The sequence below is a fragment of the Providencia sp. PROV197 genome (assembly GCF_028479625.1).
GTDB classification, from domain to species: domain Bacteria; phylum Pseudomonadota; class Gammaproteobacteria; order Enterobacterales; family Enterobacteriaceae; genus Providencia; species Providencia vermicola.
Window position 1 is genome coordinate 27,940 of sequence record NZ_JAMPNZ010000021.1, and the last position, 24,227, is coordinate 52,166.

Sequence of the window (24,227 nt, forward strand, 5' to 3'; positions counted from 1 at the left end):
CATTAATTATCAATTATTTTACATATTATTAACACAATTTATTGTTTAATATTCTAATATTGAACAATTTGTTTAATAGGTTATGCCTATGTAATTAATCAATAAAACCTTTCAATCAATTACTTCATTGATATATAAGATAAATTTCAATAAGCAACTATTTTAGCTTCCCACTCTTTTCAATGATAAAAACAACTTAAATATACCTACTTACTACCACATAATTTCGCAGCAGCTTCCTTTAACGGTAAAACACGTTCTTCAACACTTTTTGTAGTCTCAATCGGCTTGAGCAATACATCGATTGGTTGGCCTTTAATTTCTTTATTATTCATTTGTGTTGCAGCGATATCATTTAATGGATATTGCATTAATGTGGCTGGATTGATCACCACCAGCGCACCATTAGTGCGACATTCCAACATCACCTCTTCACGTGTAAAGGGCCAATCATCACCAAATTGTTTTTTACTAACTGATGTTAAGGGAGCAGCAACAGCAGTACTAATTGTTCCACCAACTAATAAGAAGCAAATAATGAGTTTAGATTTCATTGAGATGACCTTGTTAAACGAGTGCGATAATAATTCGCTATTATCAAATAAATAAAATGGTTTTGCTACACGGGTTGATACGTGGCAAAAATGGCTACTGCTAAAATCGCCATTGTCCCTAACAATAATTCGACCCAGCTATTAATGATCAAATAATTAACTTGCCCTTTTTGCTTGATCCTTGGCACGATGTAATAACGGTTAATAGATGCAAGCATTATCATTCCCACGACCAATATAATCTTAAACCAAAGTAGTGATTGATATTCAGAGCCTGAATACTCCATTGGCCATTGCGGCAAAATGCTTATCGCACTTATGACGCCAGTGATAACCACTAAAACAACCGCAACGTGCCCATAACAGGAGAATCGCTTCATTGTCTTAATAATTTGCGCATCCATTCCAGCCACAAGTTCACGTTTATTCCGCAAAAATTGAATACAGATTAAAAATGGCCATAAGCCACCAAACCAATAGGCTGAACTAATAAGATGAATAAATTGATTAAAGCGATGAAGCCCGCCAACGATACCATCTTGCATCGCGGCATGCCCAACGAAGGCATGTAAGCCAAGAGTAAGAATAGAAAGAAGTAAAACAAGGTGTAATCGTAACTTAATAGACTTAATAAATAAAACTACCAACAAAATTACAGATAATAATAATTCCCAGCGCCAAATTTGACCGAATGATGTCCCCAGCACGCCCTGCCAGATATCCCAATCTGTTGCATCCTCCCAGCCATCCCCCATTAACCCCGCTTGTGCTAACATCCAGCCCCAAATGGTTACAACAGTAACGACCGCACAAAAGTTGATCCCTTTATTCAAATAACGGCTAATGAGATAACTAAATTGCCCACAACTCAGCAACGCTGCAAATATTGACATTCCACACATCAATATTGCAGCAATAAAATGAATAAAACGGATTAAGGTATAAAACGCGTCCAGTGACATATTATTTCACTGTAAAGCTATAAGTCCCTTTGGTTTTGTGGCCATCAACTGAAACAACACTCCAGTTAACATCGTATTTCCCTGAAGTCAGTTTGCCTTCAACAGGCACGATGACTTTGGTGTCATTACTTGGGTCTAATGTCGCTTTTCCTGTTTTAACGATATTTTTTTCAGGTCCGATGATAGACACTTTCGTAAAGTTAGCTTCAATACCTTCAGAGAAATTTAACGTGATTGATTCAGGCGTTTGCTCAATTGCGGCACCTTCTGCTGGAAGTTGGTCTTTTAAATGTGCGTGGGCAAAAGCTTGTTGGAAAGACATCCCTAAAAATAAGACAGCGATTGCACTTAATTTGCGCCATGAAGATTTAATATGGGTAATTGGCATAGTAACCTCTTAATTTGCAGGTAAATTTAGAATAATTGCCAATCATTATACGGAAAAAAACAGTTTGTGCCGCTTAAAAACGGGATTTAAGCGTCCATCCTGTGAGTATTCACACAAAATGAAAAGAAAAAGGCTTATGAACATTGAAATTAATCACTTTTATCCATAAGCCTACTAAGGTCTTTATACATCAGATAGATTAAATTTTAGCCATAACCTATTTGTAACACAAAATTAGATATGTGTAGCTGCTGACATATTTTTCAAATCTTTATCCAATAAGAATAGTGCTTTACCAGACTCACCCACCATATCCAGTTTATCCAGCACCGATTTAAATAATTTCTCTTCTTCGTGCTGTTCTGCGACATACCATTGCAGGAAGTTAAATGTTGAATAATCTTGTGTAGTCATTGCTAGGTGCGCTAACTTATTAATTTCACGAGTAATTAATTGTTCGTGTTCATAAGTTTGATTGAACACATCAGAAATAGATTTAAAATCAACAGGTGGTGCCGCAATTTGACCTAATAATGGCAGTGCGCCAGTATCGCTAAGGTAATCAAACAAACGCTGCATATGTTCCATTTCTTCTTGAGAATGTGCCTTTAAAAAAGCAGCTGCGCCTTCGTAGCCTTTATCACTACACCAAGCGCTCATTTGCAAATAAAGATTTGCAGAGTAAAACTCAAGGTTTAATTGTTCGTTTAATTTTTTGACCATATCAGTAGTTAACATATTTTTACCTTAATGTTTAAATATTCCTGAGGCTATTATGCACAGTATTACAATAATTAAAACCCTAAAACATTCTTAAAACAAAAAAATCCAATTTACTGATTATTAATAACTTTTGCTAAAAACAATAATAATCAATCTCATTATCTTTCTCTGTTTTTAAAGTCATTACTTAAATATAAAACTATATTAGTTTGATTATATTTTCACGTTCTTTTCGATAAGAATTGAGACTTCTTCTCATTTAATCGCTACAATATTCCTAAATCCCATTAAGTGATAGAGAATTAAAATGAGCCATAATCTTGCTTTATTGCCCAAAGATGAAATGGATAAGGTTAACGTTGACTTATTGGCATCAGGCGTTGCATTCAAAGAACGCTATAATATTGCCATTCTTGCCGACGCTGTGGAGCGGGAACAACCCGAGCATTTAAGGGAATATTTTAGAGAAAGGCTGGTCTATTACCGCCAATTATCACAAAATTTCTCGCGGTTACCATACGAACCCAGAAATCGTTAAGAAAAAAGAGGGGTATCTCCCTCTTTTTCATTATCAGATATTCAATTGCAAATATTTGAAATTGAATAAAACCAAATTAGTTGGATGTGTTATAAGTCACTGTATTATTTTGGCAATCCACTGAAACAGAATAATGGAGATCAGATTTTGCCCCTCTTACCACTAAGGGAACTGTGTAGCCTGTATCTGTTTTAGTTACTTCATTATCATTAACCCAAGCAACGGCTTTTTTACCTAGTGCGGCTTTTTCTTCCGTCCAGCGTGGTAGACGATTATGCATAAAATCACTTTTAACCTGAGCCGCAATTTGTGACTCTGTTAGTGCGCCACAGCTCACAAATGGTGCAGCCTTACCTTCTTCCTTATTAACACTTAACGCAAATGAACTAAAAACAAGAGCGCACGTTCCTAAAGCAATCGCTATTTTTTTATTCGCTTCCATACTCTCCTCCGACACCTAATTATTAGGTGAATATTTTTGATTAGTTTAGCTGCTCATTTAAGCCTATAAGAAGGTATTAAATTTGCGCGTTGTCTGTGAATTATTTTCTAACGACATTAATAAACAGAATGACTTAACTAATATTAATCTATCAGATTCATGTATGGATGTTAATAGTATGTTTACTTATTATTAATTTTCATCATCAAAACGTACATGCACTTGCTCTTTACCTTGATGTTTCTCACGAATTTCTTGTGCAACGAGTGCGATTGCTTCTCCACTACTCATACCATCAGCCATTAATTGGTGAATTTTTTCCACCGCTTCTTGCTGTTCTTCATGATTAAGTGCAGGGATCCCTGATAACATGGTTTAAACCTCATTCATAAAAGACTAAAATTAATCTTTAAGATTTTAACATCTCTTCGATTATTAAGATAAGAATATCTGTTAGTCTGGTTAGAGTCACTTGCGAAAAAATAAACTTATCACCATGATTATTAATAAAATTCAGTTACCATATAGCCCAACAGCGGCAATCGATTATTTTACGCCACTCGCTCACCAACCTTGGGCGATGCTATTGCACTCGGGCAATGCGAAACACTCACACAATCGTTTTGATATTATTGTCGCTGATCCAATAGCAACACTCACAACCTATCAAACACAAACAACAATTACCGAACAGAATCAAGAACCTATTATTTCTGGAGCATCGCCATTCGCCTTGCTTCAAACGCAACTTGATAAGCACCATGCAAACCAAATATTGGATAATACATTGCCATTTAATGGCGGGGCATTGGGTATCTGGAGCTACGACCTTGGCCGCCGTATTGAAAAAATCCCAGAAATCGCGAAAACTGAATTAACATTTCCCGATATGGCAGTCGGCATCTATTTATGGGCGCTGATTGTTGATCACCAAGATAAAACCGTCACATTAATTAGTCATCAAGATGCTGAAGCTCGCCTAACTTGGTTGCAAAACCAAAAAGCACCCCGCAAAAATAAATTTAAGCTCAATACCCCCTGGCAATCCAATATGACCGAGGATGAGTATCAGCAAAATATTGCTCGCATTCATGAATATTTGCGTAGTGGTGATTGTTATCAAATCAATTTAGCACAGCGATTTAAAGCAAAATATAAAGGAGATGAATGGAACGCTTTCCTAGCCTTGCTTGAAACGAATGGCGCCCCATTCTCTTCCTTTATACGTCTACCAGAAAATGCCGTCATTAGCATTTCCCCTGAGCGCTTTATTTTATTGAAAGATGGCGATATCCAAACCCGCCCGATTAAAGGCACACTTCCGCGTTTAGACGATGAACAAGACGACTTGGCTCAAGCGCAAAAGCTGGCTAACTCACCTAAAGATCGCGCTGAGAACTTAATGATTGTTGATTTATTACGTAATGATATCGGACGCGTAGCGAAACCAGGTACCGTTAAAGTGCCTGAATTGTTTATGGTTGAACCCTTCCCTGCCGTTCATCATCTCGTGAGCACAATTACGGCAAGATTAGATAATCCATATCGAGCCACCGACTTACTACAAGCTTGTTTTCCTGGCGGTTCCATTACAGGCGCACCAAAAATTCGAGCAATGGAAATTATTGAAGAATTAGAACCTCATCGACGGCATGGATATTGTGGCGCAATAGGCTATATTAGTTTCTGTGGCAATATGGACACCAATATCACTATCCGAACCTTACTAACCTATAAAAAGCAGATTTACTGCTGGGCAGGCGGTGGTATTGTGGCAGACAGCCAAGCTGACAAAGAATATCAAGAAACTTTTGATAAATTGAGCCTTATTCTACCTCTATTAGGAGCGTTAAATTCGGATGACCGAGCTGAATAACTTTATCAACCGTTTTCAGTTTACTTTACCGACAACCCGTCAGGCACAGCGCCAGACGGGTAAGTCGGCTGCGGTTTTATTACCTATTATTAATAAACCTAATCCAACCCTGCTACTGACCCAGCGCTCACCATTTTTACGTTCTCATGCAGGGGAAGTAGCCTTTCCAGGTGGCGCAAAAGATCCCGAAGATGGCTCATTAATTCATACTGCGCTGCGCGAAACTTTTGAAGAAGTCGCCATCCCACCGGAAAAAGTGAAGGTACTGGGGCAATTAGCACCGTTGCAAAGTTATGGTGGTTATGAGGTCACCCCCATTGTTGGCTTGCTGCCTGCCAATATTCAATATCAAGCAAACCCTAGTGAAGTCGCCTCTATCTTTGAAGTTCCACTTTTTGATGCACTGTCATTGCGACAACATAAATATGTGGATATCAAACGCTCAGGCCGTGAAAATCGAATTTTTTTCTATTGGTATAACGGCCATCTCGTTTGGGGTTTAACTGCATCCATTCTTCATCAATTAGCATTGCAACTAGATTAACTCTTGCAATATAAACCACTGAATAAAATTAATTTTTCAAACAAAAATTTTACATTGACTTTTATCTGCTTCCCTATCATTCCTAATTTTTTTAATGTGGCTGTATAATTTTAAAGCAAAACACAAGCAGATTGTGCTATTTACAATCAATTATTCCTAAGCAACTACCTTATTTCAAAAAATACTTTAAACTTACTGGTTAACACTACTAAATAACAGTAAAGTAGCGCCTTTTAAAATAAAACACTCTATTTTCAACTTTTTTTAAGGAGTCCTGCGTGATAAGCGTTTTCGACATGTTTAAAGTGGGCATTGGCCCGTCAAGCTCTCATACCGTTGGTCCAATGAAAGCTGGTAAAGAATTTGTCGATGATTTAGTGAGCAAGAATCTATTACCTAACGTCACCCGTATCTCTGTTGACGTCTATGGGTCATTATCGCTTACTGGTAAAGGGCACCATACTGATATCGCCATTATTATGGGGCTGGCAGGTAACTTACCTGCCACCGTTGACATTGAATCTATCCCAACTTTTATCAAAACGGTAGAAGACACCGAAAAACTGCCTTTAGCGAATGGAGCTCAATCAGTTGATTTCCCACGCGAAGGTGGCATGAATTTCCGTCAGGATAACCTAGAGCTACACGAAAATGGCATGACTATTCATGCATTTGCAGGAAATGACGAAATTTATACTAAAACCTATTATTCAATTGGTGGCGGCTTTATCGTTGATGAAGAACACTTCGGTGAATCAACGGTTGATAGCAAGCCAGTATCCTATCCATTTAATTCAGCAAGTGAATTGTTGCTAAATTGCAAAAAATCAGGTTTATCAATTTCCAGCCTGATGATGAAAAATGAACTCGACCTTCACTCAAAAAAAGAGATTGACGACTATTTCGCAGATGTATGGCATACCATGCAAGCATGTATTGAACGAGGCTTAAATACAGAAGGTGTGTTACCTGGCCCATTACGCGTATCGCGTCGTGCGCCTGCATTAAACCGTGTGGTCACATCATCAAGCAAGTTATCGAATGACCCAATGAATGTCATTGACCTCATTAATATGTATGCCCTCGCAGTAAATGAGGAAAATGCGGCGGGTGGACGTGTCGTTACTGCCCCAACTAACGGAGCATGTGGGATTGTTCCTGCTGTTTTGGCTTACTACAACCACTGTATTGAGCCAGTTACACCTGAACTTTATCTACGTTATTTCTTAGCGTCTGGCGCTATTGGTATTCTCTATAAAATGAATGCGTCTATTTCAGGTGCGGAAGTGGGTTGCCAAGGTGAAGTTGGTGTTGCTTGTTCGATGGCCGCTGCTGGCCTAGCAGAATTACTCGGCGGTAGCCCAGAGCAAGTGTGTATCGCCGCTGAAATTGGCATGGAACACAACTTAGGTCTTACTTGTGATCCTGTTGCAGGTCAAGTTCAAGTCCCTTGCATCGAACGCAATGCAATAGCCTCCGTTAAAGCAGTCAATGCAGCAAGAATGGCTATCCGTAGAACCAGTGAGCCTCGAGTCTCATTGGATAAAGTGATTGAAACCATGTATGAAACAGGCAAAGACATGAACGCAAAATACCGTGAAACCTCTCGCGGTGGTTTAGCTATCAAAGTGCAATGTGACTGATTAAGCCTGTTTATTCCTACAAAGCGCCCTTTTTTTCATTCGAAGGGCGTTTTTTCTTCCTCTCCCATACAATATTATTCACTTTTATTCACTAAGCCCCCGCATTACCAACAAATTTTTTTAATCAATTCACCATATTAGCCCAACGATTTTCACCTTATTCCATTCAATTTCGACTATGTGTTCAATCTCAAATCAAGACTATTTTATTCTAAAAACCAATTTTGTTAGTTCTCTCTGATTAATATTTATCATACAAAACAGTCTATTTTTCACTCAAAAAATCAATACCAAACACTTTTATATTTGCATTTTGTTACCGATAACAATAATTTACTCTGAAAAATAATTATTACTCAGAGCTAATACATAACAAAAAACAAATAAAAAGATAATAATCGCAAATTATTAAGTGCTTTTAGGTATATTCTTATTTTTCTGACGCGAAACAAGTTTTTAGGTTAAAACAAAATGATATGCTACAAATGTACTTCATACTAATAATTCAAATAGCTGACTCGTGACCGCCATAAGTAAATTGTCATTATTCAGCTAATATTATGATACAGGGGAAATTGATAAAAAGGAGTCTAATTTTAGTGTCCGATTTATCTACAGATAATATTTCGTTTTTATCTATCAATGAGGGAAAAATAGTGAGTATAGCTATTATGATTGGTACCCACGGAGTCGCCGCTGAGCAGCTTCTCCGAACCACCGAAATGTTAATTGGCGAGCAAGACAATGTCTCGTTTATTGACTTTATCCCTGGGGAAAACGCAGACACCCTGTTTGAAAAGTACACTCAAAAGTTAACGGATTTAGATACCTCAAAAGGGGTGCTATTCCTTGTCGATACTTGGGGAGGTAGCCCATTCAACGCTGCTAGCCGTATTGTGAATGAAGATGATAATTACGATATTATCACAGGTGTGAATGTCCCAATGCTGGTTGAAACCTTCATGTGCCGCGATGATGACCCATCTTTGGATGAGCTTATCACTGTTGCATTAGAAACAGGTCGTGGCGGAGTTCGTTCATTCAAATTTAAAGAAGTTGAAGCACAACCTGCACCTGCTGCTGCAAGTACCCCACCTCCGGCTCCTGCCAGAAAAGCGGGACCTGGCGAACATATGGTGATCGCCCTTGCTCGCGTCGATGACCGTTTAATTCATGGCCAAGTTGCAACGCGCTGGACAAAAGAGACCCAAGTCAAACGTATTATCGTCGTTAGTGATGAAGTCGCCAAAGACCAAGTCCGTTCAACACTGTTAAAACAAGTTGCGCCTCCAGGTGTCACTGCTCACGTTGTTGACGTTGCAAAATGTGTCCGCGTCTATAACAACCCGAAATATGCGGGTGAGCGTGTAATGTTATTATTTACTAACCCGACTGACGTAAAACGTATTGTTGAGGAAGGCGTAGAAGTTAAATCCGTCAATATTGGTGGTATGGCCTATCATGAAGGTAAAACCATGGTAACCAATGCCGTTTCTATCAACCAAACTGACATTGATGCCTTTAATTATTTGAATGACAAAAATATTGAGTTAGAAGTTCGTAAAGTTTCATCTGACAGTAAAGTCTTCATGATGGACTTAATCAATAAGCTCAAAAAATAATGTGTTATCAAACTTTTAATTTTGCTTTTTAAACCATTACTCAAACAGATTTTAAAACTTGTTGGTTACAGGAGATTAAACAATGGAACTTACCGTTGTTCAAATAGTACTGGTTTTCATCGTAGCATGTATCGCTGGTATGGGGTCAATTCTCGATGAATTCCAGTTTCACCGCCCTCTCGTTGCCTGTACGCTTATCGGTATCGTTCTGGGAGACATGAAAACGGGTATCATCATCGGTGGTACGCTAGAGATGATCGCGTTAGGTTGGATGAATATCGGTGCGGCTGTAGCCCCTGATGCGGCTTTAGCCTCCATCATCTCAACTATCTTAGTTATCGCAGGTGGTCAAAGCATTGGTGCAGGTATTGCCTTAGCAATTCCACTGGCCGCTGCGGGACAAGTATTAACTATCATCGTTCGTACTATCACCGTTGCTTTCCAGCACGCGGCTGACCGCGCTGCAATCAGTGGCAACCTAACATCACTAAGCATTATCCACGTCAGCGCATTAGTGCTGCAAGCGATGCGTGTTGCAATCCCTGCGCTGATTGTTGCTGTTTCCGTTGGTACGTCTGAGGTTCAACACTTATTAAGCTCCATTCCTGAAGTTGTGACCAGCGGTTTGAACATTGCAGGTGGTATGATCGTCGTGGTCGGTTATGCAATGGTTATCAATATGATGCGTGCTGGCTACTTAATGCCATTCTTCTATTTAGGCTTTGTCACTGCCGCATTTACAAACTTCAACCTTGTTGCCCTTGGGGTTATCGGTGTGGTTATGGCTGTTCTGTATATCCAGCTCAGTCCAAAATATAACAAATCGCAAGTTGTTGTCACACAAGGCAATAGCAACAATAACCTTGATAACGAATTAGACTAGGAGGAGCACAAACATGGTTGATACAACTCAGTCTACAGAGAAGAAACTGACACAGAGCGATATTCGCGGCGTGTTCCTGCGTTCCAACTTATTCCAAGGTTCTTGGAACTTTGAACGGATGCAAGCCCTTGGTTTTTGTTTCTCAATGGTGCCTGTTATCCGTCGTCTTTATCCAGAAAATAATGACGATAGAAAACAAGCGATTAAACGTCACCTTGAGTTCTTTAATACCCACCCATATGTTGCTGCTCCTGTTCTTGGTGTGACCATGGCGATGGAAGAGCAACGTGCCAATGGTGCTGATATTGATGATGGTGCAATAAACGGTATCAAAGTTGGTTTGATGGGGCCTTTAGCGGGTGTTGGTGACCCTATATTCTGGGGAACTGTTCGCCCTGTGTTCGCAGCATTAGGTGCGGGTATCGCGATGACAGGTAGCTTACTTGGCCCTGTCCTATTCTTCGTTTTGTTTAACCTAGTTCGTTTATTAACTCGTTACTATGGTGTTGCATACGGATATAAGAAAGGGATTGATATCGTTCAAGATATGGGTGGTGGCTTCCTGCAAAAACTGACGGAGGGAGCATCGATACTCGGTTTATTCGTTATGGGGGCCCTTGTGAACAAATGGACCCATGTGAATATCCCGCTCGAGGTTTCGCGCATTAAAAACCAAACCACGGGTGTTGAAGATATTACAACCGTCCAGATGATCCTTGACCAATTAATGCCAGGCTTAGTCCCTCTTCTGCTTACATTTGGGTGTATGTGGTTATTACGCCGTAAAGTCAATGCGCTGTGGATTATTATTGGCTTCTTCGGTTTGGGTATTTTAGGTGCTTGGCTGAAATTCTTGGCGCCATAATTTTCTCATAATATTTTACTCGGGAGGTTGCGGCCTCCCTTTTTTAATTTTAAGCTTTGCCATATGTTTACTTAGTCAAGGGCGCACCAATGACTTTAAATGATGTTATTCTCGCCATTATCATTTTGATCATGCTTGTATATGCTATTTATGATGAATTTATTCAGCATTTGCTAAAAGGGAAAACGCTATTAAAAATTAACTTAAAACGAAAACATCGCGTTGATGCCATTATTTTTATTGTCTTAATCTGTATTGTAATTTATACAAATATTGTTCGACATGGTAATTTATTAACCACTTATTTATTAATGATTACTATATTTATGTCAGTCTACTTGGCGTTTATTAGAACACCTAAGCTATTCTTTAAACAAACTGGTTTTTATTTTGCCAATACCTTTATTTCCTACGATAGAATAAAAGCAATGAACTTATCTGAAGATGGTATTCTTATAATAGGTTTAGAGCAAAAGAAAATTCACATTCAAGTTTCACATCTTGATGATTTACAAAGAATTTATGAATTCCTTATAAATCATAAGTAATCATTATGTATATTCATAAGAATACTAAGGTTAATTAAAAATATAATTAACCTTTTTTTTCTTATTAACTCAATTGATAATAATTCTCACTACCGTTTAATATCCACAATTAATTAAGTGTTGCCTTTAAAATAAAATGTGGTATCTTTCTTTCCACGTCATTGGGGAGTAGCCTGTTCTGGATATATATATATTCCAGAAAGTCCGTATCAACATACTCGTTTGATTTCAAACGTGGTGCGGACACCATAATCTGGTTGGCAAGACCATAGACACATAAATACACCTTAGGTTGGGGGTAGTTTATGTGTATATGGAAACACCCAACCGAGGTTATGTTATGAGTTTTTACGCTACCCTTGTCTTAGCCCTCGCGCTATCAATGGACGCATTTGCAGTTGCTATTTGCAAAGGTGCCGTCCTGCATAAACCCCGTTTTAGAGAGATCCTCCGTACTGGTTTCATTTTTGGCTTCATAGAAGCTATCACTCCTATCATTGGTTGGGGAATTGGTATTCTTGCTAGCCAGTACGTTATCCGCTGGGATCACTGGATTGCATTCGCGTTATTATTTGTTTTAGGTGCTCGCATGATTTGGCAGAGTCTTAAAACAAAAGATGAAGAATGCTGTTCAAAACCTTCAAGCCACAGCTCTACTAGCCTTATTTTTTCAGCGATTGCAACGAGCTTAGATGCCATGGCAATCGGCTTAGGCTTAGCTTTCTTGCAGGTAGATATTGTCCACACTGCGATGACCATTGGCTTAATGACCATGATTATGGCAACTATCGGTATGATGATTGGCCGTTATGTAGGCCCATTATTAGGAAAAAAAGCAGAGATTGTCGGCGGGTTAGTGTTAATTGGGATCGGGTTCAATATCTTATTTGAACACCTCGAATTATTTATGTACGCACCATAATAATTTATTGCCCCCTACACTTCTCTTAGGGGGCTTTACCAACATTAGTCCGCTTGGTATTGATACACTCGAATTAAAAAGTCTGCTGTATAATCTTTCACTTTCGCTTGCTTCAGATGTTGCTTCACTTCTTCAGATGCTCGCCACGCAAACGGTGTCATCGCTAACAACTCATAAGCTTCGCTACCAGTCAGCACCATTTTATAATTTAATTGGCTCTCATCCAGTAATTTAAAATTCGGCAAATTTTCGTCTTTAGCGGGGTGCAATTTAACTTCATCGTAGATAAGGGCTTTTAATTCTTGCAGATGTTCCGCTGCTGGCGTGACAGTGACTAAAATACCATTATCGATTAATACTCGACTTAATTCTTCCGCTTTACAAGGCGCGTAAATACGGACAACCGCTCCTAAGCTTGACTCAGGAAAAGGTAAACGGTGGCTAGTGCCTACACAGAAATTAACTAATTTATAGCGTTTGGCCGCATAACGAATTGCTACCTTTGATACATCCAACCCAAAAACTTGGGTGCTCCCAAATTTATTTTGCAGTATTTGCCCAAAATAGTCAGTGTAATACCCTTCACCACAGCCGATATCCAATACCGATAAATGGCTTGAAGGTAAATATTGGACCAATTTTTTAGCCACTTGATCTCGCATTGGCTGATAATGCCCTGCATCAAGGAATTGACGCCGCGCTTGCATCATTTCTGTGCTATCACCTGGATCTTTCGAGCGCTTATGTTGCACAGGTAGTAAATTAACATACCCTTCTTTAGCACAATCAAATTGGTGATTGGCTTCGCAACGATAACTATTGTGAGTTTGTAAGAGAGGCGTAAAACAAAGTGGGCATTGATAATTCATAAAGGTCACTGATCGCAAAATAATAGCCAGTATACCATATAAGCAACGATGCAGCGCCATGGAAAATATCCCATGGCACCGTGACGTTAGCGAATTTTATAACTGATTATTTCGCTGATTTGCTTTTTTCAGCACGCTTTTCTTTAACAACTTGCTTCTCAGCTTTCGCGTTCAAATGAGACGATTTAGCCACTTGATGTGATTGCGCAATAGGTGAAACAGGCTCAGATTTGACGGTTGTGTTTGCTAATGCTGCACCAGAAATAGCAAATGATAATCCAGTTGCGATTGCGACTAATTTTTTCATTTTTTCTACCTTTAAATTTGATCTAGGACTTACGTTAAAATACAAAGATATTTGTCACAGCTTATTGGTTCTATATTGCTTTGCTGGTTTCTTCAGTTTTACTTTTATCCTCTTTTTTCTCGGCTTTTAATTTATTAGCATGGTGGGTTTTCGCAGTATGCTGAACTTTAGCAGCATGAGTAACAGGCTCAGTTTTTACTGCCGTATTCGTATTCGCCAGTGCGGCACCAGAAACAGCAATAGACATAACCGTTGCAATTGCTAATAACGTTTTCATTTTTGTACCTTAGAATTTTAAAGCAAGGATGTTCTTGCAACACTAATAAATCACAAATGAACATTCCCCCACAATAGGACAAATTTAAAGATTTATAAATTTTTTATAGGTTATTTTGGTAAATAAATATTTTCAGTTTGTTGATTGTTTATTTACTTTATTTTTAGCTGCTCACCATTATTTAAAATAAAAAATACAAATAAAAACAATCAATTAAAAAAATCTCTTATTTGATTTCAATTTTTTTATTTAAATAATCCATTTAAAATCAATTAATTTGTTGTCCTCTTTTTTTATTTTTTAGCTTAATTTTAACTGTTAATACTTTATAACTTGCTTTCCCCCTTTGTTTTTGGTTTTAATCAAATGATGTGTAATGACATTATTTAGGTAAAAAAATGCAAATTCGATTAGCAACACCAAAAGAAGCCAAACGGTTATGGTTTATTCGTAATCAAGCCATTCGCCATGGCTGTAAAACAAGCTATGAAACACAAACGATTTACAATTGGACACCTGATGAAATGCCACTAAGCTACATAAAAATGGTTGAGAACAATCCCTTTTTTGTTGCTGTAAATGAACACGATGACGCTGTATCAACTGGCTTTTTAAATTTAGAATCAAATAGTATTGATGCGATATTCACGCTGCCAGAGTATATGGGATATGGTGCAGCAGGCTTAATATTGGATGCAATAAAGGCCGAAGCGAAAAAACGAAAAATAAAAACCCTAACCTTAGACTCATCACCGAATGCAGAGCGTTTTTACCAAAAACACGGTTTTACGTCTATTTGCCATGATAATTATTATTCTGCACTCGCTCAGGTTAATTTAGCCTGTATACGAATGAAAATAGAGTTATAAGATAAAAGAAAAAGCCGTTAGCGTGTTAACGGCTTTATTCATTGCAAGTTATCTGATTAGTTCACTAAAAATCTGCAAATTCAGGGATTGGCTTACGTCCATGGGATTCAAGAAAATCCAACACTCGACGGGGAGTCACATTTAAAATTTGTGATTGAGGGAAATCAATCGATTCCAACATTTCCACTACGCGATCAAAACGCCCTAAATAGCCTGCAAAATGGGAATCAGAACCCAACGCAACCCACCCCCCTGCTTCTTTCACTGCTTTTGCAATCTCGAGACAATTTTGTTGACTGCCCGCTCTCGAGTGCAAAAAAGATGAATTATTCATTTCTAGCGCAACATTACACTCTTTAGCTGCTTGGGCAACGGCTTTGATATCAATAGGATATTTGGGATTACCGGGATGTGTAATAATGTGTACTTTTCCACTGCGAATAGTGGCAATCATTGCTTCGGTATTATCTGCAAGACTTTGTGGTTCAAGAACAGGTTCATGAAAACCTGCTAAAATAATGTCTAAGTGGCGAGCAATTTTTTCATTACAGTCTGTTTCACCTAGCTTATTTTTAATATTGGCCTCAATGCCATACAGTAAGCCAACGCCATCAACAATCCGCGGTAAAATGGGCATATTACCAAAATGCCATTCGTGTGGTGCATCCTGCATTTCAGGGCCATGATCGGTGATTGCAAATAGCTTTACACCACGGCTCGCCGCCTCAGCAAAATATTCATTAACGGTACTGTATGCGTGGGTGCTGGCAATGGTATGGGCGTGTAAATCAACTTGATACATAAATAATATCCTTCTCATTCTACTATTCGCCTTCTGAGTCTATCCGCTCAGAAAAGGTTCAACCAAGCTAACATATCAACGTAAAGGTTTCGATAGTCATTCACTTAAACAGCACTTTATCAACACATTGTAATATATTGCATATAATCCTAAATTATTTTTAGGATAAAAAACCCGCAATCAATGCGGGTTAAAATATGTTGAATAAAAAATTAATTTAATCCACTAAGACGCGTTTATTGGTAGCCCCCCAAAGGATGGACATTTCTGTAAATAGTGCACCGCTGATGTCTTCAACTTCTTCAGCCGTAACTTCTTCATTACCTTGTTTACCAAAGAAAACCACTTCATCACCTGGGCGGACTTGTTTTATATCAGTCACATCTACCATCACAGTATTCATTGAAGTTTTTCCTAATACGGGTACTTTCTGGCCATTGATAAGCACATGCCCTGTATTACTAAATACACGACGATAACCATCTGCATAACCAACAGGAATATTCGCTAAAATAGAATCACGTTTCAGTGTAAAGGTACGGTCATATCCAACCGTATTGCCTTTCGGATAATGATTTACTGAAGCAATGTTTGATTTCAATGTCATCACACGTTTGTAGTCGTTGGTTGCAACGGTATCACCATAAAAAATACCACCAACACGCACCATATCTAACCATGATTCAGGTACAGTAATTGTTGCATAAGTATTCGCAACATGCAGTGTGACATCTTCGCGTTTTAACCCCGTTATATTCAATACTTGCTGAGATTCTTTATTAAATTTAGCGAGATCTTTACGAATTTGTGCCTCATCTTCTTCTGGGTAATGGGACATAATGCCGACAATTTTTAAATTTGGTAATTGTGAAATTAGCTTCGCTTCATTAAGGCCCGAGGGCGTACTCACCTCTAACCCGTTACGCGACATACCTGCAGAGTTTAACGCAAGATGGATGGGGATGACTTTATTTTGCTGTTTCGCAATAGCATTTAAGCGCTGCGCCATTTCTAAATTACCGACCAACTCTTCCGTTTGATACTGTGTTGCTTGCTCCATTTCTTTTTCAGTTGCGCTTCTAACGCGCATTAAACGGCCTTTGAAACCAAGGTCTCTCACGGTTTTTAATTCTTGGTTATTAGTCACGCCAATACATTGCACATTATTGGCAATCATCACTGGCGTCACTAATGATAAATCATGGCCATAAGCATCCCCTTTGAGAACGGCGCACATGGCGGATTTATCCCCTAATAACGCTTGAACTTTTTTGATATTAAAATCCAATGCACTTTGTGAAATTTCAATCCATGAATTATTTACAACAACAGGCTGCACATGCGCAGCTGGCATTGCAATAGACGTGTTATTTGGATTAGTAGGCTGCTGACAAGCGGTTGCTGCAACAAAAAGAGGGAGTAATGCCAGATATTTTAAACGAAATGCCACAAGATTTTCCTTAACTGTTGTCATGTTACCCCAACTCATTATTTTGATGATTGTGGGATATAAAAATATACATGAAATGTATAACTTCTTTGGATGATAGCAATTTAAGGAAATTGAACAAGTAATAATTCACTTTAATTGCATAAAAAACCAAATTATCTTGCGGGATCATTTCGTATTGATAATATAAAGGCATCCATTAAATATCAGATGCCTAAACACTGTTATTCCCTGATTAATCCCTATTTAGGCATTAATCCCCTTCATACCCTCAACAGAATATCGGGATCCCACTGGTTGAAAATGCTCAAGGACTTGTTTAATTTGATGTAAATCCTCTGAGGTTAAACAAATATCAACTGCGCCAAAGTTGTCTTCAAGATGTTTTACTTTATTAGTCCCCGGTATTGGCACAATGTTATCTCCTTGAGCCAGTAACCACGCCAGTGAAATCTGTGCAGGTGAACATGATTTTTGCTCCGCCATCTGAATAATAAAATCAGATAATGTGCTGTTAGCTTTGAGGTTTTCAGATGTAAAACGTGGTAATCCCTTTCGAAAATCGCCACTTTCAAACGAACTCTGATCATTAAAACGACCCGTTAAGAAACCACGCCCTAAAGGGGAATACGGCACAAAACCAATACCCAGTTCTTTGCAAGTTGGCAAAATTTCAGCTTCAACATCACGCGTCCAAAGGGAATATTCTGTTTGGACTGCGCTAACGGGAAACACAGCATGAGCCTGTTTAAGCGTAGCCGCGCTCACTTCTGATAACCCTATATGGGCTATTTTCCCCTCAGCAACCAATTCAGCCAATGTTTCCATTGTCGTTTCTATTGATGCCTTTGGATCTAAGCGATGAATATAATACAAATCAATACAATCGACACCTAATCGGCGTAGTGAACTTTCACAAGCACTGCGAATATATTGGGCACTATTATCGATTCTACGCTCATATTCCCCTGAGCGGCGTACGATACCACACTTTGTTGCAACCTTGATATCCACATCGGTCTGTTTAAGAAAATCCCCAATCAATTCTTCGTTATGAAAATTGCCATATGTATCGGCAGTATCTAGCATTGTGCAACCAAGTTCAGCCGCCTTATGTAGTACATCCATCGCCGCTTGGTCATCTTGAGGTCCATAGAACTCACTCATTCCCATGCAACCTAGCCCAATTGCCGAAACTTCGAGCCCATTTCCTAAAATACGTTTATTCATCATCTGCCCCTTGGTTTATTTAGCGTATTTCAGTATATTTTCCTAAAATAACGATTCATATGAGCAATATTAACAATCAATTTTCCAAAAATGGAAAATGGATGAGAAAAAATAGATGAACTGGGATGATGCCAAAATATTTTTAGCTATTGCACGAGAAGGCACACTAAGTGCTGCATCCAAGGTATTAAAACTGGGTATTGCAACGACATCACGGCGCTTAGAACGACTCGAAGAAGCATTAGGCGTTCGATTATTCACCCGCGATCAGCTTGGTTATAAGCTTACGGATGAAGGAAGTGCGTTAATTTCACAGGCAGAGGCTTTAGAGCAAGCAGGCTTCGCGTTTAGCTATGCTGCGCACAAAAAGAGTGAAAGCGTTATGGGGCATGTTTGCTTAGCAACCGCACAAGGCTTAGCTGACCACCTTATTATCCCTGCTCTACCATCGCTAACTGACGTTAACCCTAATCTAACCCTCGAAATTGTCACAAGCGTTTCAACCGTTAATTTGCATAGACGAGATGCCGATATTGCTCTACGTATGGTTAGACCTGAGAGTGGAAATTTGCGGATCCGCAAATTAGGTATCCTTGGCTTCGGTCTTTATGCCTCAGAAAGCTATTTACAACGCAGGCAAAACCCAGATAGGCCTAACACCTTAGAACATGATGATTTTATAGGTTGGTCTGAAACACAACAGCACCTTAATTCCGCGCAGTGGCTAGAAAGAACGCTCAGAGGAAGACCTTGCCGGTTGACTACGACCACAATGTCAGCTCAATTTAGTGCTGTAAAAACTGGTCTCGGACTTGCGGTTTTACCGCATTTTATTGCAAGAAAAATGGGTTTAATTTGCCTACAGGATGATATTGGCTGCGACCAATCAATTTGGTTAGCCATTCATTCTGACCTCGCCCATTCACGACGAGTACGTGTTGTCGCCGATTTCTTGACCGCATTAGTTTCTGATAATCAAGAAAAATTGATGTCATAAAAAAGCCCATTTTTACATGGGCTTAAGTCGTTATTTTGCTAGTCAGTGCCAGCTGATTCTTATTGCGGGATTATTCCCACTCGATTACAAACAACCCAATATATTCTTTAATTTACAATAAGTTGAAAATATAAATCGTAGCGATACCACGAGAAATACCATCGTCAGTTTAGCTAACTGAACATGGCTTGTTCTGCCGGAGCTTGCGCTCTTTGTCAGCGATCTCGCCCGGCCGCGATCAACTCGACCTCCACTTCTTCAGTAATGAAAAATAGCTATTCGTTATGGTGTTTCAACGCCATGTCTTCTCCTCAACACTGCCAGCTTTTGGCATCCGTGCAGCCCTATTCGTATATACGAAGCTACCACTGCACTCACACTGACAGATGCCACCTTGACACACTATAAAAGGTCTCGCGAACGATACTAACAACGTATATACTAAATTAGTATTTATCTTCACGAAATGAGATGCGCTATGTCGAAAGAAGCTGTTTTCACTATGAAACTAGAACCTGAGTTGCGTGCCGAGTTTATGGCTGAAGCCGCCAGTGAGGATCGGCCAGCATCTCAAATAATGCGCGAGCTGATGCGGGGCTACATCGCTCAGCGCCGCCAAATTGAAGATCGCTCCCCCTCAATGCACTCCGATCTAGGCCAGTCGAATAGGCGCAAATAGATGTGCATGAACAGAAAACAATAAGAGAGTATCAATGGGGAAACCATCTGTTATGGATAAACACCAACTCAGTGAGCGTATTATCTGCACCAAGTTCATCACACCTGCCATCGTGCAGACGAGATGGCAGCAGTATCAATTTCGTGAAGAAGTAGCCCTCACCGATGACCGCGTCAAGTACGTAATCGACGGCAACAATGTGCGTGTGGAGGTTGAGCGCTCGCAGTATCTAAATGCTGATAGCAAGCTCATCACCGAGGACTACCGCGTTCTGCCGAAAGACGACACCAAGAAAATACTACAGGCTGAATTCGGCACCATGACCGAATTCCTGAGTCGCTGGAATACTGCCGAACGAAAACAGGCCGTGTTCGAAAAACTCGCCGAACAGGGCGTGCAAGAGCAGAAACAAGCGCTCTACGACCAGAAAGAATTGAAACATGCTGGATCCCACATCGGCCCCATGAATTGAGAAAAACTAGATGAATCTCAGCAGTACCATCAAATCCATTCAAGACATCATGCGCAAGGACGACGGTGTCGACGGTGACGCCCAACGTCTTGCCCAGCTAACCTGGATGCTCTTCCTCAAAGTATTCGATCAACGCGAAGAAGAGTGGGAAAATGACAACCAGCAATATCAATCACCACTGCCTGAGCGCTACCGCTGGCGTAATTGGGCTGCTTATATTGTCGACGCTGACGGAAAAAAGAAGCCACAGATCGCAGGGAGCGACTTGATACCCTTCGTTAATAACGAACTCTTCCCTGCGCTGAAAGAACAAATCGACGCCAGGAAGAGCCCGCAGCATAAGGTACTCAAACAGGTTTTTGAAGACGCCAACAACTTCATGAAATCTGGCCCACAAATGCTGGCCGTAATCGAGAAGCTGGAAGACGCCATCAACTTCCACGATTTCAAAACCCGTGCCAACCTGGGCGATGTTTACGAACAGATGCTAAACGACTTGCGCGGTGCGGGCAATGCCGGTGAGTTCTACACCCCACGGGCTATCACCGCCTTCATGGCTGATCGCGTTAACCCACGTCTGGATAAACGTGAAAGCGTTATGGACCCCGCCTGCGGCACCGGCGGCTTCTTGACCGCTGCCATTGACTATTTCCGCCATCAGCTCACCACCAAGTCCAGCGCCGAAGACAAGCGCGCCATTGAAGACTTGATCCACGGCATCGAGAAAAAACAACTACCCCATCTGCTGTGTACCACCAACATGTTGCTGCACGGCATCGACGTGCCCAGCCAGATCGAGCACAAAAATACATTAGGCATCGGCTGGAACGAATGGAGCGCCAACGATAAGGTCGATTGCATCATCACCAACCCGCCGTTTGGTGGTTTTGAAGATAACGGCGTAGGTAGCGACTACCCAGCCGACCTTCGCACCCGCGAAACTGCCGATATGTTCATGGCACTCATTATCAAAAAGCTACTGAAAGAAAATGGTCGCGCCGCTGTGGTACTGCCCGATGGTTTTCTGTTTGGCGAAGGCATCAAAGGCACACTGAAAAAACTGCTGCTGCGCGACTGCAAACTGCACACCATCATCCGCCTGCCCAAAGGCGTGTTTGCACCCTACACAACCATCAAAACTAACCTGCTCTTTTTCACCAAAGGCAGCACCGTGGATGACGGCACCGAGTACTTCCACACCGACACCATCTGGTTCTACGAGCACCCCTACCCACCAGGCTACAAAAGCTATTCTAAAACCAAGCCCATCCGACTGGAAGAATTCAAGCCCGAGCAAGAATGGTGGGGTGATGAAGCCAACGACTTCGCCGACCGCGTGGAAAATGAATTCGCCTGGAAGATGGATTTTAAAACCAAGCGCAAACAAGCCGAAGCTGCCGCACAACCGCACTGGCAACACGCCGAAGACCTGAACAACCAGGCCGTCGCGCTGGAAATCGAAGCGAATAACTTGCGCAAGAATTTGGTTGGCAGCACCAACGTCACCCGCCACGAAAAAATCTACGCGAAAATTGCCGAGCTGCGCCTGCAAGCGCGAGATGCGCAGGCTACAGGCGATCGCCTCTACTGGCCGATATTCAATCTTGACCTGAGAAACCACAACGCACCAGAAGAAGAAATCCGCGACCCGGACCTGCTTCTGGATAAATATAAAAAATTGCTGGATGAAATCGAAGAAACCGAGAACCAACTCAAGAGCGAACTGGCTGCCGTGCTGGCGCATCACTTTGTGGGTGAGGACGCCTGATGGACGCAAAGAAGTTTTTGGCAGCGTTTGGACATATTGCCAATGCGCCTGGGGGTATTGCTAAGCTGCGCGAACTAGTAATTCAGCTGGCCATTTCAGGCCAGCTTGTAGAGTACATCAAAACAGAGGGATCGATTTCTCTGGTTATTGATGCTGCGGACGCGTTGCGTCGTGCGTATACAGAAGAAATTAAGCTGCGTGCCACAAAAGTGCATTCGCCATTAGATTCGAGTCCATTTCAGATCCCCGATCATTGGCAGTGGATTCGTTTAGAACAAATCTGTCTATATATTCAGCGAGGTAAAAGTCCAAAGTACGCTGAGAAGAGCTCAACGCACGTCATTTCACAAAAGTGCGTGCAGTGGTCAGGATTTGATTTATCATCTGCACGTTTTCTTGCGGACGACTCTGTCGATTCATATAGCAAAGAGCGCTTTCTTTGCGAAGGTGATTTACTTTGGAATTCGACTGGAACTGGAACAGTCGGCCGTGTAACGATTTACCGTGCGAATGAGGGCATCAAGGCTGTAGCTGATTCTCACGTAACGGTTGTGCGGCTAGCCAATTGTTCCCCACGCTATCTGTGGTGTGTGATTGCATCTCCATGGGTGCAATCGCGTATTGAGCCGTCGCACCCAGATTCTCTAGTATCTGGTACTACGCAACAAGTGGAATTGAATACCAGCACTGTGCGAGCACTGCCCATTCCGCTGCCACCAATAGAAGAACAATCCCGCATCGTCGCCAAAGTCGATGAGCTGATGGCCTTGTGCGACAAGCTGGAAGTGCAACAGCAAGCCCGCCGCAAATTACAAAACAACCTGCGCCAATCCACCCTGCAAGCCCTCGCCAGCGCCACCAATCCGCACGAACTACAAACCGCTTGGGCACGCCTGGCCGATAACTTCGCGAGGCTGTTTCATACGCCAGAGGATGTAGCCGACTTACGGCAAGTGATCCTAGACTTGGCATTCACCGGGAATATCTCAGAGCAAACGGAGAAAGTAACATCAGAGCTTGTTGAATCACTGCATTTGCGCAAAGTACAGCTATCTGCTGAAAAGAGGATTAAACGAGAGACCCCTGTTATTGACTTTCCAAGCATCGCAGAGATGCTTGGCAGCATTCCTGACCAATGGGCTTGGATACGCCTTAACGACATCGCTAGTGTGGTGCGCGGTGGTTCGCCGAGACCAGCAGGTGATCCTAAGTTTTACGGCGGATCCATACCATTTCTCAAAGTTGCTGATGTCACGGCGGCAAAAGGAATGTTTGTAGAACGCTTCACTTCTACCATCACCGAAGCTGGCCTAAATAAGACTCGGGAAATCTCAACAAGAACAGTTCTTTTGACCAATAGTGGCGCCACATTGGGTGTACCTGCGATTTGTGAATTCAGAACAACATTCAATGACGGAATCGCTGCGTTTATTGAACTGAACGATGCTGTCTGTGATGAGTATCTTTACCTTTTCCTAAAGTCAAAAACGAAGTGGCTTCAAGACATAGCTTCGCGAGGCCAAGGGCAGCCAAATCTAAATACCGAGATTATTAGGTCAATGTGGTTCCCCTTGGCTCCGATATGCGAACAGCAGAGCATTGCTACTCGCGTTTCAGAGCTAATGCAATTCTGCGATACATTGGAAACGAATCTACAGAACGCGGCCACTGCGGGTGAACAACTTACGATTGCAGCTGTTTCTAGTCTTACCGGCATCACCATCGAACAAAAAGAGGAGCCTATGAAAACACCGCAAACTGAATTGATTGCCCCGTTGCGCTTAGGTGCAACACCTGACGTTAAAGCCCAAGCACCGCTAGCCACAATTCTGGCCAGGCACAACGGCGAGATGAGCGCCAAGGACTTGTGGCAACGCTTCGGCGGCGAGATCGATACCTTTTACGCTCAACTGAAAACAGAAGTCGCGCACGGCTGGATTCAGGAACCCATTCCCGCCGAAGTGCGTGAGAAACCAATTGATACGGAGAGCGTTTGA

At 41.1% G+C, this 24,227-nt stretch carries 26 protein-coding genes and 1 riboswitch; of the genes, 14 read left to right on the top strand and 12 right to left on the bottom strand.

Translation table 11 applies throughout. From position 1 onward, the window contains the following. Nucleotides 1-206 precede the first annotated feature (206 nt). From PR808_RS12285 to ftnA, 4 genes are all read right to left on the bottom strand, one after another. Entirely contained in the window at nucleotides 207-554 is a 348-nt protein-coding gene (locus PR808_RS12285; protein ID WP_206086171.1) for a DUF2511 domain-containing protein, read from the bottom strand. Nucleotides 555-619: 65 nt separating this feature from the next. Then, a complete protein-coding gene (gene copD / locus PR808_RS12290) occupies nucleotides 620-1,516 on the bottom strand; it encodes a copper homeostasis membrane protein CopD (RefSeq protein WP_206086172.1) in 897 nt (298 codons plus the stop codon). Nucleotide 1,517: 1 nt separating this feature from the next. Next, nucleotides 1,518-1,904 carry a copper homeostasis periplasmic binding protein CopC gene (gene copC / locus PR808_RS12295; protein WP_272539386.1) on the bottom strand — a complete coding sequence of 129 codons (387 nt, stop codon included), beginning with the start codon at nucleotides 1,902-1,904 and terminating at the stop codon, nucleotides 1,518-1,520. Between the two features lie 234 nt (nucleotides 1,905-2,138). Next, nucleotides 2,139-2,642, bottom strand: a complete 504-nt coding sequence (gene ftnA, locus PR808_RS12300; protein ID WP_206086174.1) for a non-heme ferritin — start codon at nucleotides 2,640-2,642, stop codon at nucleotides 2,139-2,141. A 292-nt stretch (nucleotides 2,643-2,934) separates the two neighbouring features. Here ftnA and PR808_RS12305 point away from each other — a divergent pair, with 292 nt between their 5' ends. After that, a complete protein-coding gene (locus tag PR808_RS12305; protein WP_206086175.1) occupies nucleotides 2,935-3,165 on the top strand; it encodes a DNA polymerase III subunit theta in 231 nt (76 codons plus the stop codon). Nucleotides 3,166-3,241: 76 nt separating this feature from the next. Here PR808_RS12305 and yebF read toward each other — a convergent pair whose 3' ends face one another. Both yebF and PR808_RS12315 read right to left on the bottom strand, forming a co-directional pair. Further along, the gene (gene yebF, locus PR808_RS12310; protein WP_272539387.1) at nucleotides 3,242-3,607 is read right to left on the bottom strand and encodes a protein YebF; all 366 of its coding nucleotides are present in this window, start codon (nucleotides 3,605-3,607) and stop codon (nucleotides 3,242-3,244) included. A 192-nt stretch (nucleotides 3,608-3,799) separates the two neighbouring features. Continuing rightward, nucleotides 3,800-3,979, bottom strand: coding sequence for a YoaH family protein (locus PR808_RS12315; protein ID WP_206086177.1), 180 nt, complete (start codon nucleotides 3,977-3,979; stop codon nucleotides 3,800-3,802). 124 nt (nucleotides 3,980-4,103) lie between these two features. Between PR808_RS12315 and pabB the strand changes: the two genes are divergently transcribed. From pabB to mntP, 8 genes are all read left to right on the top strand, one after another. Then, a complete protein-coding gene (pabB, locus tag PR808_RS12320; RefSeq protein WP_206086204.1) occupies nucleotides 4,104-5,483 on the top strand; it encodes an aminodeoxychorismate synthase component 1 in 1,380 nt (459 codons plus the stop codon). Further along, nucleotides 5,467-6,027, top strand: coding sequence for a CoA pyrophosphatase (locus PR808_RS12325; RefSeq protein ID WP_272539388.1), 561 nt, complete (start codon nucleotides 5,467-5,469; stop codon nucleotides 6,025-6,027). The genes pabB and PR808_RS12325 overlap by 17 nt, the downstream gene beginning before the upstream one ends. Before the next feature lie 278 nt (nucleotides 6,028-6,305). Then, complete coding sequence (locus tag PR808_RS12330) at nucleotides 6,306-7,670, top strand: L-serine ammonia-lyase (RefSeq protein ID WP_272539389.1); 1,365 nt, start codon at nucleotides 6,306-6,308, stop codon at nucleotides 7,668-7,670. A gap of 656 nt (nucleotides 7,671-8,326) precedes the next feature. Next, nucleotides 8,327-9,292, top strand: coding sequence for a PTS mannose transporter subunit IIAB (gene manX / locus PR808_RS12335; RefSeq protein ID WP_272539390.1), 966 nt, complete (start codon nucleotides 8,327-8,329; stop codon nucleotides 9,290-9,292). A gap of 82 nt (nucleotides 9,293-9,374) precedes the next feature. Further along, nucleotides 9,375-10,175: a PTS mannose/fructose/sorbose transporter subunit IIC gene (locus tag PR808_RS12340; protein WP_206086181.1), complete on the top strand. Its 801-nt coding sequence runs from the start codon at nucleotides 9,375-9,377 to the stop codon at nucleotides 10,173-10,175. Nucleotides 10,176-10,188: 13 nt separating this feature from the next. Continuing rightward, on the top strand, nucleotides 10,189-11,040 hold the full coding sequence (locus PR808_RS12345) for a PTS mannose transporter subunit IID (protein ID WP_206086182.1): 852 nt from the start codon (nucleotides 10,189-10,191) through the stop codon (nucleotides 11,038-11,040). A gap of 89 nt (nucleotides 11,041-11,129) precedes the next feature. Beyond that, a complete protein-coding gene (locus PR808_RS12350; RefSeq protein WP_272539391.1) occupies nucleotides 11,130-11,588 on the top strand; it encodes a DUF986 family protein in 459 nt (152 codons plus the stop codon). Nucleotides 11,589-11,739: 151 nt separating this feature from the next. Continuing rightward, nucleotides 11,740-11,928: riboswitch (yybP-ykoY riboswitch) on the top strand. Next, nucleotides 11,929-12,510, top strand: a complete 582-nt coding sequence (mntP, locus tag PR808_RS12355) for a manganese efflux pump MntP (RefSeq protein ID WP_272539392.1) — start codon at nucleotides 11,929-11,931, stop codon at nucleotides 12,508-12,510. It begins immediately after the preceding riboswitch. A 44-nt stretch (nucleotides 12,511-12,554) separates the two neighbouring features. On the opposite strand, the gene rlmA is transcribed toward mntP, so the two are convergent. From rlmA to PR808_RS12370, 3 genes are all read right to left on the bottom strand, one after another. Next, complete coding sequence (rlmA, locus tag PR808_RS12360; protein WP_272539444.1) at nucleotides 12,555-13,379, bottom strand: 23S rRNA (guanine(745)-N(1))-methyltransferase; 825 nt, start codon at nucleotides 13,377-13,379, stop codon at nucleotides 12,555-12,557. Between the two features lie 106 nt (nucleotides 13,380-13,485). Beyond that, entirely contained in the window at nucleotides 13,486-13,686 is a 201-nt protein-coding gene (locus PR808_RS12365; RefSeq protein WP_206086185.1) for an acid-shock protein, read from the bottom strand. A 70-nt stretch (nucleotides 13,687-13,756) separates the two neighbouring features. Next, nucleotides 13,757-13,963 (bottom strand): acid-shock protein, encoded by a 207-nt coding sequence (locus PR808_RS12370; RefSeq protein WP_206086186.1) that lies wholly within the window; start codon nucleotides 13,961-13,963, stop codon nucleotides 13,757-13,759. A 398-nt stretch (nucleotides 13,964-14,361) separates the two neighbouring features. On the opposite strand from PR808_RS12370, the gene PR808_RS12375 reads away from it, so the two are divergent. After that, nucleotides 14,362-14,832: a GNAT family N-acetyltransferase gene (locus tag PR808_RS12375; protein ID WP_272539393.1), complete on the top strand. Its 471-nt coding sequence runs from the start codon at nucleotides 14,362-14,364 to the stop codon at nucleotides 14,830-14,832. Between the two features lie 64 nt (nucleotides 14,833-14,896). Here PR808_RS12375 and PR808_RS12380 read toward each other — a convergent pair whose 3' ends face one another. From PR808_RS12380 to PR808_RS12390, 3 genes are all read right to left on the bottom strand, one after another. Continuing rightward, complete coding sequence (locus PR808_RS12380) at nucleotides 14,897-15,634, bottom strand: phosphatase (RefSeq protein WP_272539394.1); 738 nt, start codon at nucleotides 15,632-15,634, stop codon at nucleotides 14,897-14,899. 217 nt (nucleotides 15,635-15,851) lie between these two features. Then, complete coding sequence (gene alr / locus PR808_RS12385) at nucleotides 15,852-17,108, bottom strand: alanine racemase (RefSeq protein ID WP_442960061.1); 1,257 nt, start codon at nucleotides 17,106-17,108, stop codon at nucleotides 15,852-15,854. Between the two features lie 222 nt (nucleotides 17,109-17,330). Then, complete coding sequence (locus PR808_RS12390) at nucleotides 17,331-18,314, bottom strand: aldo/keto reductase (protein WP_272539396.1); 984 nt, start codon at nucleotides 18,312-18,314, stop codon at nucleotides 17,331-17,333. Nucleotides 18,315-18,429: 115 nt separating this feature from the next. On the opposite strand from PR808_RS12390, the gene PR808_RS12395 reads away from it, so the two are divergent. The 4 genes from PR808_RS12395 (at nucleotide 18,430) to PR808_RS12410 (ending at nucleotide 24,227) form a co-directional block, all read left to right on the top strand. Beyond that, complete coding sequence (locus tag PR808_RS12395; RefSeq protein ID WP_206086191.1) at nucleotides 18,430-19,311, top strand: LysR family transcriptional regulator; 882 nt, start codon at nucleotides 18,430-18,432, stop codon at nucleotides 19,309-19,311. 731 nt (nucleotides 19,312-20,042) lie between these two features. Then, nucleotides 20,043-20,462, top strand: a complete 420-nt coding sequence (locus tag PR808_RS12400) for a hypothetical protein (protein ID WP_272539397.1) — start codon at nucleotides 20,043-20,045, stop codon at nucleotides 20,460-20,462. 10 nt (nucleotides 20,463-20,472) lie between these two features. After that, on the top strand, nucleotides 20,473-22,230 hold the full coding sequence (locus PR808_RS12405; RefSeq protein WP_272539398.1) for a class I SAM-dependent DNA methyltransferase: 1,758 nt from the start codon (nucleotides 20,473-20,475) through the stop codon (nucleotides 22,228-22,230). Next, on the top strand, nucleotides 22,230-24,227 hold the full coding sequence (locus tag PR808_RS12410; protein WP_272539399.1) for a restriction endonuclease subunit S: 1,998 nt from the start codon (nucleotides 22,230-22,232) through the stop codon (nucleotides 24,225-24,227). Before PR808_RS12405 ends, PR808_RS12410 begins: the two co-directional genes overlap by 1 nt.